The organism is Hymenobacter sp., from assembly GCF_036387835.1.
GTDB lineage: Bacteria > Bacteroidota > Bacteroidia > Cytophagales > Hymenobacteraceae > Hymenobacter.
In genome coordinates, this window is the sequence record NZ_DASVSY010000027.1 from 24,718 (window position 1) to 38,288 (window position 13,571).

At 55.6% G+C, this 13,571-nt stretch carries 8 protein-coding genes; 1 reads left to right on the forward strand and 7 read right to left on the reverse strand.

Translation table 11 applies throughout. From position 1 onward, the window contains the following. Positions 1–315: 315 nt before the first annotated feature. A complete protein-coding gene (locus VF639_RS05645) occupies positions 316–1,971 on the reverse strand; it encodes a TldD/PmbA family protein (protein WP_331144910.1) in 1,656 nt (551 codons plus the stop codon). 152 nt (positions 1,972–2,123) lie between these two features. Here VF639_RS05645 and VF639_RS05650 point away from each other — a divergent pair, with 152 nt between their 5' ends. Continuing rightward, positions 2,124–2,426, forward strand: coding sequence for a GIY-YIG nuclease family protein (locus VF639_RS05650; protein WP_331144911.1), 303 nt, complete (start codon positions 2,124–2,126; stop codon positions 2,424–2,426). Between the two features lie 96 nt (positions 2,427–2,522). Here VF639_RS05650 and VF639_RS05655 read toward each other — a convergent pair whose 3' ends face one another. From VF639_RS05655 to VF639_RS05680, 6 genes are all read right to left on the reverse strand, one after another. Further along, positions 2,523–3,857: a TldD/PmbA family protein gene (locus tag VF639_RS05655; RefSeq protein WP_331144912.1), complete on the reverse strand. Its 1,335-nt coding sequence runs from the start codon at positions 3,855–3,857 to the stop codon at positions 2,523–2,525. Between the two features lie 149 nt (positions 3,858–4,006). Beyond that, a complete protein-coding gene (locus tag VF639_RS05660) occupies positions 4,007–5,656 on the reverse strand; it encodes a TldD/PmbA family protein (protein WP_331144937.1) in 1,650 nt (549 codons plus the stop codon). Positions 5,657–5,922: 266 nt separating this feature from the next. Continuing rightward, on the reverse strand, positions 5,923–7,335 hold the full coding sequence (locus VF639_RS05665; protein ID WP_331144913.1) for a RagB/SusD family nutrient uptake outer membrane protein: 1,413 nt from the start codon (positions 7,333–7,335) through the stop codon (positions 5,923–5,925). 118 nt (positions 7,336–7,453) lie between these two features. Then, on the reverse strand, positions 7,454–10,663 hold the full coding sequence (locus VF639_RS05670) for a SusC/RagA family TonB-linked outer membrane protein (protein ID WP_331144914.1): 3,210 nt from the start codon (positions 10,661–10,663) through the stop codon (positions 7,454–7,456). A 322-nt stretch (positions 10,664–10,985) separates the two neighbouring features. Next, positions 10,986–12,017 carry a 5-methylcytosine restriction system specificity protein McrC gene (locus tag VF639_RS05675; RefSeq protein WP_331144915.1) on the reverse strand — a complete coding sequence of 344 codons (1,032 nt, stop codon included), beginning with the start codon at positions 12,015–12,017 and terminating at the stop codon, positions 10,986–10,988. 177 nt (positions 12,018–12,194) lie between these two features. Then, positions 12,195–13,532 (reverse strand): AAA family ATPase, encoded by a 1,338-nt coding sequence (locus VF639_RS05680; RefSeq protein ID WP_331144916.1) that lies wholly within the window; start codon positions 13,530–13,532, stop codon positions 12,195–12,197. Positions 13,533–13,571 lie beyond the last annotated feature (39 nt).

Here is a 13,571-nt window from a genome sequence, read left to right on the forward strand (position 1 = left end):
AGAAGATTATAGCTAGAGTGAGAAGGTGACCGGTAAAGAGGTGATGACAGGAAATAAGAGACAGGTATTTAAAGGCTAGCCTCATAAAACACAGGCAGTGTGCTTCAAGCCGCTCCTGGCGCTTCTATTTTAACTTCTTTTCCATCCATCTCAAGTCATAGATGCAAGCTGCGAAATGCAGGCTGCACGCAGATTACTAAATATTCAGGAAAGGCCATAATAAAAGAAGAAGCCCGCCCGGCATAAGCCAGACGGGCAACGTTCTGTGGTGAAAAGAAAAGCATTTGTGTTGCCTTCCGACACCCTCACACCACCCTAGCCAATCTTGCGGGCGGTGTTGATGACGTTGACGCCGTTGAAGCGGGTGGTAGCCGAGCCGTGGCTCACGGCGGAGCTTTGCGAAGGCTGACCTTTACCATCGTTGAAGAAACCCGCAAACCGGTAGTCGGCCTGGTCGCAGGAGCCGGCGCAGGAGTTCCAGAACTCTTGCGTGTTGGCCTGATAGGCCACGTCTTCCAACATGCCGGTAATCTTGCCTTTGTCGATGGCGTAGAAGACTTGCCCGCCAAACTGGAAGTTGTAGCGCTGCTGGTCGATAGAAAACGAGCCGTTGCCGGCAATGTAAATGCCCTTATCCACCTTGCTCACCATCTCGTCCACGGTCAACTTGGTGGTGCCGGGGCGCAAGCTCACATTCGGCATGCGCTGAAACTGCACATCCTGCCACGACTGCGAGTAGCAGCACCCATCCGACTCTTTCTGCCCAACCATAGCGGCCTGGTCGCGAATCTTCTGGTAGTCGATCAGCTTGCCTTCTTTGATAAGGTCCCACTCCTTGGTCTTCACGCCCTCATCGTCGTAGCCGACGGCGCCGAGCGAATTCGCCTGGAGCTTATCGGCCACGATATTGACTTGCTTGGAGCCGTAAGGAATGTTTTTGGCCTTCCATTCCAGCGTGGCAAACGAAGTGCCGGCGTAGTTGGCCTCGTAGCCGAGCACCCGGTCTAGCTCCGTGGGGTGGCCCACCGATTCGTGAATGGTGAGGCCGAGGTGGTGCGGGTCGAGTACCAGGTCGTACTTGCCGGGCACTACGCTCTTGGCCGTCAGTTTCTGCTTCACCTGCTTGGCGGCGGCGGCGGCGTCTTCCAGGATGTCGTAGCTGTTCTTGTAACCAATAACATCGGAGCCTGCGGGGCCGGCAATTTTGTCGGCGGCTTTGGGCGTCAGGTATTCGTAGCCCATGCCCATAGGCGCGCTCAAGGCCTGCCGGGAGCGGAACTTGCCCGACGCCCGGTCGATAGCCGTTACGCCAAACGTGGGCCAGATGCGGTGAATGTCCTGGTCGATATAGGAGCCGTCGGTGCTGGCAAAGTACTTCTGCTCGTTCACTTGAAACAGCACTGAGTTAACAAACGAGGCCCCGTTTTCCATAGCCTTGGCATTGGCCGCCAACAGGATATCCACTTTGTCTTTGATGGGCACTTCGAAGGCATTCAACTGAATAGGAGCCTTCCAGCTTACTTCGCCGTAGCCTTTCTGCGGGGCTAGTTGCACCTGCGCCTTCTGCACTTTCGAGTTAGCCTTGGCAATCTGCACGGCTAGCTGCGCGGCCTTGGCCAGGCCGGCTTCCGTCACGGTGTTGGTGGCAGCAAAGCCCCAGGTACCATTGGCAATAACCCGGATGCCTGCCCCGTAGCTTTCGGTGCTGACAATATTCTGCACTTGCTTTTCGCGAGTGAAAACGCCTTGGTTGAGGTAGCGCCCAATCCGCACGTCGCAGTAGGTAGCGCCCGCCGCTTTCGCCGCATTCATAGCCGCGTCGGCCAGCTTCTTCTTAACAGCCGGGTCCACCGCCGCATCCAGCAGGCGCATAGCATCGACGGGGTTGCCGCTGCCGAAACCAGGGACACTAGGTATAAACAGAGCGCCGGTAGCAAGTCCGGTAAGCCCTACAAAGTCACGTCTTTTCATAAGATGGAGGGAGGAAGGAGCGCCAGCACTGTCATTCCGACGCAGGAGGAATCTGGGTATCACCGTTGAACGACTTCACTCAGATTCCTCCTGCGTCGGAATGACAGTGCTGGAGAAAGCTGAAAATGGTATTTTTCATCAAACCAAAAGCTATGCGCTATCATCATTACTTCGTCTACCTCGTCACAAATCCCAAACGCACTGTTCTTTACATCGGCGTTACCAATGATTTAACGCGTCGATTAGAGCAGCATATTGGAAACGAAGGCCGTCAACGCACATTTGCAGGTCGATATTTCTGCAATCTGCTCGTGCATTGGGAAGAGTTTGGCGACATTCAACAAGCCATTGCGCGGGAGAAGGAAATCAAAGGCTGGCGACGAGAAAAGAAGGATGCGCTAATAGCAGTAAGCAACCCGGAATGGCAGGATTTGCACCCCGATATAACCGAGTAGTTTGTTGTTCCGACGCAGGAGGAATCTGAGTATGAGCGTTGAACGATTTCACTCAGATTCCTCCTGCGTCGGAATGACAGACGGCGCGATGACAGTTTACACCGCGTCGGAGAGGCTGGTGAACGTGAAGTCCCGAATCTTGAGTGGCGGTACGAGGTTGCCGTTCACGCGCACTGGCTTGCCGATGGCTTCCAGGTTGTTGAGCATGATGATTGGGGATTCGTTGAAGCGGAAGTTCTTCACCGGATGCTTGATTTTGCCATTCTCGATGTAGAAGGTACCGTCGCGGGTGAGGCCGGTGTAAAGCAGCGTCTGCGGGTCGACGGGGCGGATGTACCACAGGCGTGTCACGAGGATGCCCTTGGCCGTGCCCTTGATCATGTCTTGTACGCTCTGCGTGCCGCCTTCCATAATCCAGCCGCCGGGCCGCGGAATGTCAGGGATGCCGGCTTTTTGGGCCCAGAAGCGAGAGGTGTAAAGGTTCTTTACTACGCCCTTCTCAATCCAGGTCATCTTCTTCTGCGGACGACCGTCGCCGGCAAACGTGAGGCTGGCAATTTCGGCGTTGGTTGGGTCGGAGTAGATGGTGACCCGCTCGTCGAACAGCTTTTCGCCTTTGCGGTTGCCGCCGCCTTTTTTGCTGAGGAAGCTGCGGCCTTCGTCGGCGTTGCGGGCGTCGAGAGCGTTCATCAGAGCGGCCATCAAGGAAGCATCGGAGTTGGCAACCAGCGCCGCGGGCTCCAGGATAACCGTGTACTTGCCCGGCTCAATGGCCTTGGCACTACGCGACATAGCCGCTTTGTCGGCTGCTACCTGCGTCAGGCTACCCGCGTCAAACGTGGAAGCATCGTTGAAGTCGGCGGTAGCGTAGCCGGAGCCCGTGCCATCGGGGGTGCGCACCGTGATGCTGAACTCCACGTTGGTGTACTGCTGGTAGGCTTCCAGCCCTTTGTTGTTGCGCTTGGCTACGAAGCCGGCCTCATCGTTAAGGAAAGCGGCGGAAGACACCTTTTTCTCGTCGCAGATTTTCATGGTTTTGCCGATCTGCGTGGCGCGGTAGTCGGGGGTAATGCCGGCCGTAGCGGCGGCAAACGACTTAGGTGCCGCCACGTAGGTTTGTGCGCCGAGCAAGGGCATGTATTCCGGGCTTTCGGGGGCCAGCTTGGCAATTTCTTCGGCCCGCTGCACGCAGCGGCGCAACGTAGCATCGTCGAACTCATTGCAAGTAGCCACGCCCGAGCGTTTGCCGAAGCGCGATTCCACGGCCAAGCTCACGTTATCGACGGCGCCGCTGGTGCTGATGGCGTTGCGAGCCGAGCGGACGTTGCCGCCGTTGCTGCCGCTGAGCGTTATTTCACACTCGTCGGCGGTACTGAAGCTGAGGACCTTCTTAAGGATGGCCTGTGATTCGTCTTGGGAAAGAATTGCCATTGATTGCTAGTTGAATTGCTGATTGTTGAATTGTTGGGTGGGGCCTAGTGCTCCTGCCTGTCATTCCGACGCAGGAGGAATCTGAGTAAAATCATTAAAAGAACTAACTCAGATTCCTCCTGTGTCGGAATGACAGGTTTAGGCTGCCATCAACCGATTTTCCGGGCCGTGTTGATGACGTTGACGCCGTTGAAGCGGGTGGTGGCCGAGCCGTGGCTCACGGCTGACACCTGGCTTGGCTGGCCCTTGCCGTCGAAGAACGACCCAAACAGCCGGTAGTCGGATTGGTCGCAGGAGCCGGCGCAGGAGTTCCAGAACTCCTGCGTGTTGGCCTGGTAGGCTACGTCTTCCAACATGCCCGTGATCTTGCCTTTGTCGATGGCATAGAACACTTGCCCGCCGAACTGGAAGTTGTAGCGCTGCTGATCAATTGAGTAGGAGCCGCGGCCGGCAATGTAGATGCCCTTATCCACCTTGCTCACTAGCTCGTCTACGCTCAGCTTGTCTTTACCAGGCTGCAAGCTCACATTGGGCATACGCTGGAACTGCACCGAACTCCACGAATCCGCATAGCAGCACCCGTCCGAGTCTTTCTGCCCGACGATGTGCGCTTGGTCACGAATCTTTTGATAGTCAACCAGCTTTCCTTCTTTGATAAGGTCCCACTGCTTGGTCTTCACCCCTTCGTCGTCGTAGCCGACCGCGCCGAGCGAGCCGGGTTGCAGCTTGTCAGCCACGATATTGACCTGCTTCGAGCCAAACGGAATGTTCTTCGCCTTCCATTCCTGAGTGGCGAAGCTGGTACCGGCGTAGTTGGCCTCGTAACCGAGCACCCGGTCCAGCTCCGTGGGGTGTCCGACGCTTTCATGAATGGTGAGGCCGAGGTGGTTGGGGTCGAGCACCAGGTCGTATTTGCCGGGCACCACGCTTTTGGCCGTGATTTTGGCGCGAGCGTGTTTGGCCGCGGCCGCCGCATCTTCCAGAATGTCATAGCTGTTTTTGTAGCCGATGACGTCGGAGCCCGTCGGGCCCGGAATCTTGTCGGCGGCTTTGGGCGTCAGGTACTCATAGCCCATGCCCATAGGCGCCGACATAGCGTCGCGGGTGCGAAACTTGCCTGAAGCCTTATCAATAGCCGTAGCCGTAAAGGTGGGCCAAATGCGGTGCACGTCCTGGTCGATGTACGAGCCATCGGTGCTGGCAAAATACTTCTGCTCGTTGATTTGGAACAACGAGGAATTCACAAAGGAGGCTCCGTTTTCGAGAGCTTTGGCGTTGGCGGCCAGCAGCAGCTCCACTTTCTGCTTCACGGGCACTTCAAAAGCATTCAACTGAAGTGGGGTTCTCCAACTTACGGTGCCATAGCCCTGCTGCGGGGCTAGCTGCACCTGCTCTTTCTGCACCTTGGAATTGGCCTTAGCAATCTGCACGGCCAGCTGTGCGGCTTTGGCTAGGCCCGTTTCGGTCACGGTATTAGTGGCCGCAAAACCCCAGGTGCCATTGGCAATAACTCGAACCCCCGCGCCGAAACTCTCGCCACTGGCTATGTTTTGGACTTGTTTTTCGCGGGTGAAGATGCTTTGATTGAGGTAACGCCCAATTCGTACGTCGGTGTAGGTGGCACCGGCCGCCTTTGCCGCATTCAAGGCCGCATCGGCCAGGCGCTTGTTAACAGCAGGGTCTGCTGCCTCCAGCAGCCGAGCCGGATCGACGGGGTTGCCGCCCAGGCTCGGGAAAGTGGGTAAGAACAGCGCCCCGGTAGCCAGGCTGGTGAGGCCCACAAAATCACGTCTTTTCAAATCAAGGAAAGGTTTGGTCAAAGGAAGGAGAAGAAAGAGCAGTTTAGGCAGAAGCCTTACCATATGCAACTCAAGGACAGAAGCTATCTGGCAGGGCTGCTTCAGCAAGCTATCTTCACTTGGTTGTTTTTAAGTTAAGCTTGTATTGGCAGTAGTGGTCAAAGCTGAAAAAGGCAATTCTCTAAGTAAGGAATCAAATTGGTTATCAAAAGCAAAAAGGAGCTTTCTCGGATAGAAAAAGCCCCTTTCTACATGGCTTACCAAGTTTAATTGCGCGTTATTAAGGTATTGGTAGCTAGTTCTGTGGCCGGAATAGGCCATACATAAAGTGTAGCGGTGGGGAGCACAGCACCTACTGTACTTTTAGCCGGAATAGGCAGTTGCAAGCGCATTAGATCATTATTGCGTAGGCCTTCCCCCAGAAACTCGATGCGGCGCTCGAGTAGAATAGCATCCAGGATGCTGAACATCGCAGAGAAACTTGCGGCGTTGTACTCAGCCGGAGAAGGGGTGGTAGCGTTGGGCGCTGGATTGGATCTGACTCGCACAGCGTTTAGTAGTGCTAGTGCCCGGGTGCTACCTGCGCCCTCAGTGCGAACCAGCGCCTCCGCTAAATTCAGCAGCACTTCAGAGTAGCGCATAACTGGGGCATTGTCGGTGTAAGGAGCAGGAGAAGTTGCGCCATTTTGGTACTTGCGCAGATAAGGCACATTGCTGACCCGCGTTATAAGGTTTACGTTGCGCTCATCCGTAGCCAAGAAGTGCGGATCACTAAGTACCCCGTTGGCGTTAAGGCTATACTCGCCGTTGCCACCTTGGGAGCTAGGCAAGTAATAGTAGGCTAATTGGTTTTGAGTGCCCGGCCCGTCCTGAGTGGTAAACGGAAAAGACAGAATGCTCTCGGTACTGGCTTGGTTGCCCACAAACACCGTGGTTATGGAAGGCTGCAAGGCATGAGCGACACCAGTAGTAGCCCGAAAGGGTGCCGTTGCCGACACAATTTTGTTGGCCTCCGTTACTACGTCGCCGTAGCGGGCCATGCTCAGATATACGCGGGTCTTCAGCGCAATAGCCGTGTTGCGGTGAGCCCGCGTTACGTTAGAAGCGCTATTGGTGAGTGGCAGGTTGTCTTCAGCGAATTTCAGGTCGGTCAGAATCTGATCGTATACCTGTGCTACCGTGGCACGAGCCAGGTCATTGTTGCCTAAGTCGAGTTCCGCTCCCAGGCGCAACGGTAAGCCGGGTTTACTACCGTTGTTATCGGTATAAGGCCGGGCATAGAATTGTAGCAGGGAGTAGTAGCTAAGGGCGCGCAGGAAGCGGGCTTCAGCAGTATAAGCGGTAACCGTAGCAGCAAAGTCGGAGGGAAAAGGAGCGGCCGTGAACTTTGCCGCATTGGCTTCTGCTCCAGCCAGGAATACGTTGATCTGGTTGATAGCAGCGTAGCCAGCTCCCCACATGCTAATTACGTCGTTCTGCGACGATTCGGTGAGCGTGTGCTGCCACACGGCAGCCCCGGTTACCAAGTTCGAGGTCCGATTCAGGAAGTCATTTGCCCGAATGTCGCCATACACCTGATAACGGCCCCCCAGGAAGTTGCCCGCCTTGACGTAGTCATACATATTGTTGACTTGCAGCAGCACGCGCGAGGGCGTATCAAAGGCAGCAGCACTATTCAAAGAAGCTTTAGGTGCCGGATTAAGGTTGTCTTCACAAGAAACTGTGCCCAACCCTAGCAGGACCGAAACTAGCCCCACTTTAAAAGTATGTTTGAAAGTTTTCATTAACTACAAGAATTTAGAAACCAATATTGAAACCTACTGTGTAGGTGCGGGCCTGGCCTACCGAGTTACGGTCAACCCCCGCGCCCGTGTTGGAGCCGCCATTGGTTGATATTTCAGGGTCAATACCAGAGTAATTGGTTAGTAATGCTGCGTTCTGCACTTGCACGTAGAAACGGGCAGTGCTCATGCTAAAGCGCTTAAGCAGGGTAGGATTGAGGCTATACCCCAGCGACACGTTCCGCAAGCGGGCAAAGTCGCCTTTTTCCACGTTGGTAGATAAGATGAGAGCCGATCCGTTCGACACGTTGTCGCTGTATACCACACGCGGCCATTCAGCATCGGTGTTGGTCTCCGTCCAGCGGTCCAGAATATCCACGTCGTTGTTCCAGAAGCGCTGGTCGTGCAGGCCGGCTTTGGTACCGTTGTAGATATAGTTGCCCCCCGAGAACTGGACGAACACGCCCAAATCGAAGTTTTTGTAGCGGAAGGTGTTGTCGAAACCGCCATACCAAGTGGGCAATACGGGTCCGTAGTACTCGCCATCCGCCAACTGCGAAGGGGTCCTAGCTGCTACGCCTTCCAACGTGGTCCAGCCGCCGCCCAGGTGGTTATACTGTACGGGCGTTGTAGTGCCGTCCGCGTTTTTGATGCTGACAATGCGGCGGCCATTTTCCGGGTTTACGCCTAGCGAAGGAACCGCCAGAATTTCACCTACCGAACGGCCCACCGTAGTATAGTTCACCGTTTCAAGGCCCGAAGTGGCTGTGCCAATGCGCTGGCCCTCAGTAGCCAAAGCCAATACGCGGTTTTTCAGCGTCGTCAGGTTAGCGTTTGCCGACCAAGAAAAATTTGTTTTGCGAATAGCCTCCACGCGCAGATTCAACTCAACTCCTGTGTTGCGCATAGAGCCCACGTTGGCGGGAATAGTATTGCCGTTGACACTGTTTGGAATACCACGGGAGGGAGCCTGTGGAATATCGAGAATCAGACCGTCCACTAAGTTGCGGTAGTAGGCCACATCGCCTTCAATCCGGTTGTCAAGTAAACCGTAAGACAAGCCTATGTCGGTCTTTTTGCTCGTTTCCCAGGTCAAATTCACGTTGCCGACGTCGCTCAGGAAGAAGGTCGGATTTGGGCCGTACAAACCGGCGTTGTACAGACGTAAGGAGGCAAAATCAGAAACTCCTTGGTTGTTGCCCACTTCGCCATAGCTACCCGTAAATTTGAGAAAGCTTAAGTTATTGAGCACCGAAGAGTTTTTCCAGAAATTCTCTTCTGAGATAACATAACCCAAAGACGCCCCGTAGAAGTTACCCCATTTTTGAGCCCAGGCCGAGTACCCGTCGCGGCGTACGTTTAGGGTAGCCAGGTACTTGCTGCTGAAGTTGTAGTTGAGGCGGCCGAAATAAGAAGTCAGGAAGTTTTCCCCTTGGGAGTTACCCGAAACGGCTACGTTGACGTAGCCGCCCTGGAAGGTGGTGAAGAACGGGTCAGCTACGCTAGTGCGGTTGGCACCCCACCGGTCGATGGTAGTGCTTTGGTTTTCGTTGCCGAGAAGGAAGGAGAGATTGTGCTTTTCAGCTAGCGTTACATCGTACTGAAGCGTGTTCTGCCAGTTCCAGCGCTTGTTGGTGCGGTAGAAGTTGGAGGCGCTGCCAATGTTGTATTGGTCGCCGGCAATACTCGTGTAGTACGCTTGGTCCTCGAAGGCAATGTTGTAGATGCCGTACGTGGTCCGCAGGTTCAGGCCTTTGATTATTTCCAGGTTGGCATACGCACTCCCCTGAATTTCATTGCCTTCCGAGCGGAAATAGTTGTTTTCCAGATCTACCAGCGGGTTGTAATATCCCGGCAGTAATGGGGAGCCGTTAGGGTTAGCGACAGTAGCCGAGGTAGGATTAATATTGGCGCCCGGCCCGATGCCGGCCCCACTTAGGCTGTACGTGCCATCAGGATTGCGGGCCGGTACGTTGGGAGGCAACACCAATGGTAGGCGGCCCAGGCCAGCCGTACCAAAGGCGCCGTCGCCTACCGAGCCCGAGTTAGGCGAGGCCGTGCGGGAGTTGGTGTAGCCTGCCCGGAGGCCCACTGTAAAGCGGGAGAATACCTTGTGGTCGATGTTGAGGCGTCCGGAGGCTCGCTTGAAGGTATTGCCCTGCAGCATACCCTTCTGGTCGGTATAGCCTACCGATGTGTAGTAAGTGGTTTTTTCGGTGCCGCCGCTGAAGTTCAGGTTATTGGATGACGAGAAGCCCGTGCGGTAGATGTAGTCATACCAGCGGGTATCCACCGTGTTGCCGTCGGCATCGAGCGTCGGCCTGAACCCTTCAATGGCCGTGGGAGCCTGTCCCAAGGCCACAAGGTTGGCGTTTAGGTTACGGACCGATTCGTTTTTGATGTTGATGTAGTCCTCAGTCTTCAGTACGTCGTAGAGGCGTACTGGCTCGGTCCAGCCGACCCACGAGTCCACCGAGATTTTGCTTTGGCCTCTGCGGCCGCGCTTGGTGGTCACCAAAATCACTCCGCCCGCCGCGCGCGAGCCATAGATAGCCGTGGCCGAAGCATCTTTCAGCACCTCCACGCTCTCAATATCGTTGGGATTGATGTTGCTGAGTGGGTTGTTCGGCACGCTACCAACAGCCGAGCTGTTACCGCTATAGGCCGGAATACCATCAATAACATACAGTGGCGCCGAACTCAGGCTGATAGAGTTCACTCCGCGAATACGCACTACAGGCGGCGCATTTAGCACTCCGTTAGGAGTAGTTATATTCACTCCCGAAGCTCGGCCTTGTATAGCTTGCTCGAAGCTTTGTACAGGCTTGTTGGCAATCTGTGCGGCGTTGATAGTAGCCACCGAACCCGTCAGGTCGCGGCGCGACTGAGTGCCGTAGCCTACCACTACCACTTCATCCAGGCCCGTAGTAGCCGAACCAAGTGTAGCGTTAACAACTGACTGCGTACCCAATACTACTTCCTTGGAATCGAATCCGACTGAGGAAAAAACAAGTGTAGAGGCTGTAGCAGGTACTGCCAGACTGTAGCGGCCTTCGCCATCGGTAGCAGTTCCGACGGAGGTGCCTTTAGCTACAACTGTAACGCCCGGAAGCCCTGCGCCGTCTGCACCTTGTACCTGCCCGGTGACAGTGCGCGTCTGGGCCTGCACATCGTGGCCAGTAAGCGCAACTATTGCAAGAGGCAATGAGAGTAAGACTTTTCTCATGTGTTAGAAAGAAGTGAAAAAAAGAGATGTTGCTAGATGTTTTGAGAATCAACTGTATTGGCAATTTTAGCAAGTATATGTTATTGTTTCTTCAATAAAAACTAGGATTACGGAATAAATTGTTAAAATTTTTTAATCCATCTGTCTAGTGACCACACACTTACCGTAATTTTTAAAGACTAATTGAACTATGATAAGGAATATTCATGCCGTACAGAAAACAGCTTACTTGCGTTAATCAGCCTCGCCGCAGGAAAGCAAAAGATGGCTACTTAGTTTGCTGCTTCTGCCTTGCTGTAGCTGCTAGCAGTAGAGACAACAGCTAAGCAATCAGTTCTAACAGAGCAGTAGCGATGCCTTGCCAAGGCTGCGCCAGGTTCAGCGTGACAATGCGAACCGGGTACGCACCGAGGGTGTATCGCACGTCAAGCGCTTGCGTGGCAGTTGGATAAAGCAGAACGCCTTCAAGCGCTTGGCCAGGAGCAGTGGGCTGGTTCTGGAGGTAGGCGTAGAGCTGATATAGGTGAGGCGAAATCAGCTTTTGTTGGTCGTAGCGCTGCCGCAGAGCCGCCGCGTAGTACTTGGTATCAAGAATAATCTTGCGCTCAGGAGCTTCCAGCGTGGTGTCGGTAATCATGGCCGGGAGCAGGTCCAGCGCTTCGGGCGTAGCCGTAGTAGCTTGCCAGCGGATAGTTTCCGACAATACCCGGAAGCGTTGTTGCTCTAGGCGGTAGAAGTTGCGCACAAATTGCTCGAAGAGGCGGGCCATCAACCGCTCGTCGCGGCGAAAGTCGCGGAAGCGGAGGCGGCCATTGGCATCGGGTTCGGGCATGGCGCTGTGGTACACCAGCTCACACACATTCAGTAAGAACCCTTGTAGCCCGGTTGGGCGTAGGCGGTGCACGGTGCGCAACAGTTCGGAGGAAAGCGGCAGCGGGAGCAAGCCCACCGGAAAGCGGCGTTGTGTTAGCTTGAGTTCTTGGCGCAAATCGTTAGGCAGGGTGCGGCTACGGCTAAGCTGTTGCAGGGTGCCAAGCAGCAACTGGTTGAACGGCGTCTGGAAGCCAAGCTCGTCGTAGGTACATAATGCCCGGCCCCGCCGCAGCAGGTTGCGGGAGAGGCTAGGGGCTAGCTGCACCCGCCCTCGCAATTCTGTTAGTTCTTCTTCTCGCTCAGCATAAGCCACTGCCAAACCCTGCCGCAACAAACGACGAGTGCCCGTCAGAAGCACGTGCGCCAGCAACTCCAGTGGCCGATGAAACGTCTCCGCCTTCGCCGCCAGCAACTCCGACTGCTCCGGTAACCGGTTCCAGGCGTAGCACAGCAAATAGTAAAGGTTTTGGATAGGTATCACGGAGGTGAAGTAGTGAGGTTACGGAGCGGTGGAGTTGTTGACGCTAGGTTCAAGGAATAGTCCACGACTGTTTGGGTTGTGGTACCACTATCGTGGCTGATGGCTGCTCAATGCGGCCCCATCCGATGTCGTGCAACGGTAGTGGTACCACGGCTTCACGTCTCACAACTTCACCTCTTAGCTTAGCAGCCGCTTCTTCTGGGCGGTTGCTTTAGCGGGTTGATCGAGCCAATAGTCATCCAAAAGAGGCGCTATTTCTTGTTTCAGAATCAAGGTCAGCCACGAATCGGCGGTGGCGGGGTTGGTGGGGGGCTGGCAGAAGTAGCTGTGGCCAATGCGAAAGTCGGGACCGAGTTCTGGGTCGTCGGCAATGGTAAGGTTGAGGTCGGTGAGGCGGGCTACGAGGCGCTCGATAACAGTGGCCGGCACGTGCTGGGCCTCCAGAAACTCTTGAAATGGCGCGCCAAATTCGGGGGCTAGCTCCACGAAGGCAAAACGGCGGCGCAGGGCATAGTCCAGCGGCGCTAAGCTCCGGTCTGCCAGGTTCATAGTGCCAATTACAAACACATTGGTGGGCACGTAGAAACGGGGCGCATCGGCGGGGGCGTAGGGCAGGCGCACGGCGTGGGCTGGCCCGCGCTTGTCGACTTCCAGCAGCAAAAGCAACTCCCCGAAAATGCGGCTCAGGTTGCCCCGGTTCAACTCGTCGATCAGCAGGAAATAGGGCCGCTCCGGGTCGGAAGCCGCCCGCTGGCAGAACGCGGGCAACACACCATCCTGTAGCCGAAACGTGCCTTGCATATCGGGCCGGAAGCCTTGCACGAAGTCTTCGTAGCTGTAGCTTGGGTGAAACTGAATTAGCTCTATGCGGGCGGCGTCGGTGGCACCAAGCTCTAGCCAAGCTAGCCGGCGGGCCAGAAACGTTTTGCCGGTTCCTGGCGGGCCTTGCAAAATAAGGTTGCGGCGGCGGTGCAAAGCAGCCAAGGCAGCATCCAGCTGCTCGTCGGAAATGAAGAGCTCCTGCTTCGCCATGCCGGCGGTGTAAGGCTGAGCAGGCGGCGGGTCGTAAGCAACGGCTGGTTCGTGGGCCTCACTAGTAACGAGGACAGGGGCTGAGGCTTCCGAGGCTTCCGCAGCGCCAGCTTTCTTTCGAGGAGGCTTTTCGCGGGTAATGCCGGTGTGTAGTTCCTGCATGGCGTCTTGCGCGGCCACATCACCATCCAGCAACGACGAGTTTTCCAGTGTGGGGCGCTTGGTAGCAATGGTGAAATCAAGCTGCTCTAGCACCCGGTTGGTGGGCGCTCCGGCGGGTAGAGGCCAGGCAGCTTCCGGCTGCTCCGTAGCCAAACGGTAGGCCAACTGTGCTACTGCCCGCGGCGCGTAGCGGCGGCCCCGGTACACAAGGTCGTAGACGGTACTCAGCGGCATGCGCGGCCCTTCACGGTCTAGCTGGCGCAGGGCGCGCAACACTTGCTCGCGGGTAAGTAGGCTAAGGTCGGGTTCTGGTTTGGGCATGCGTTTGAAAGTACAAGTAAAACCAATTTGCGCCATTGT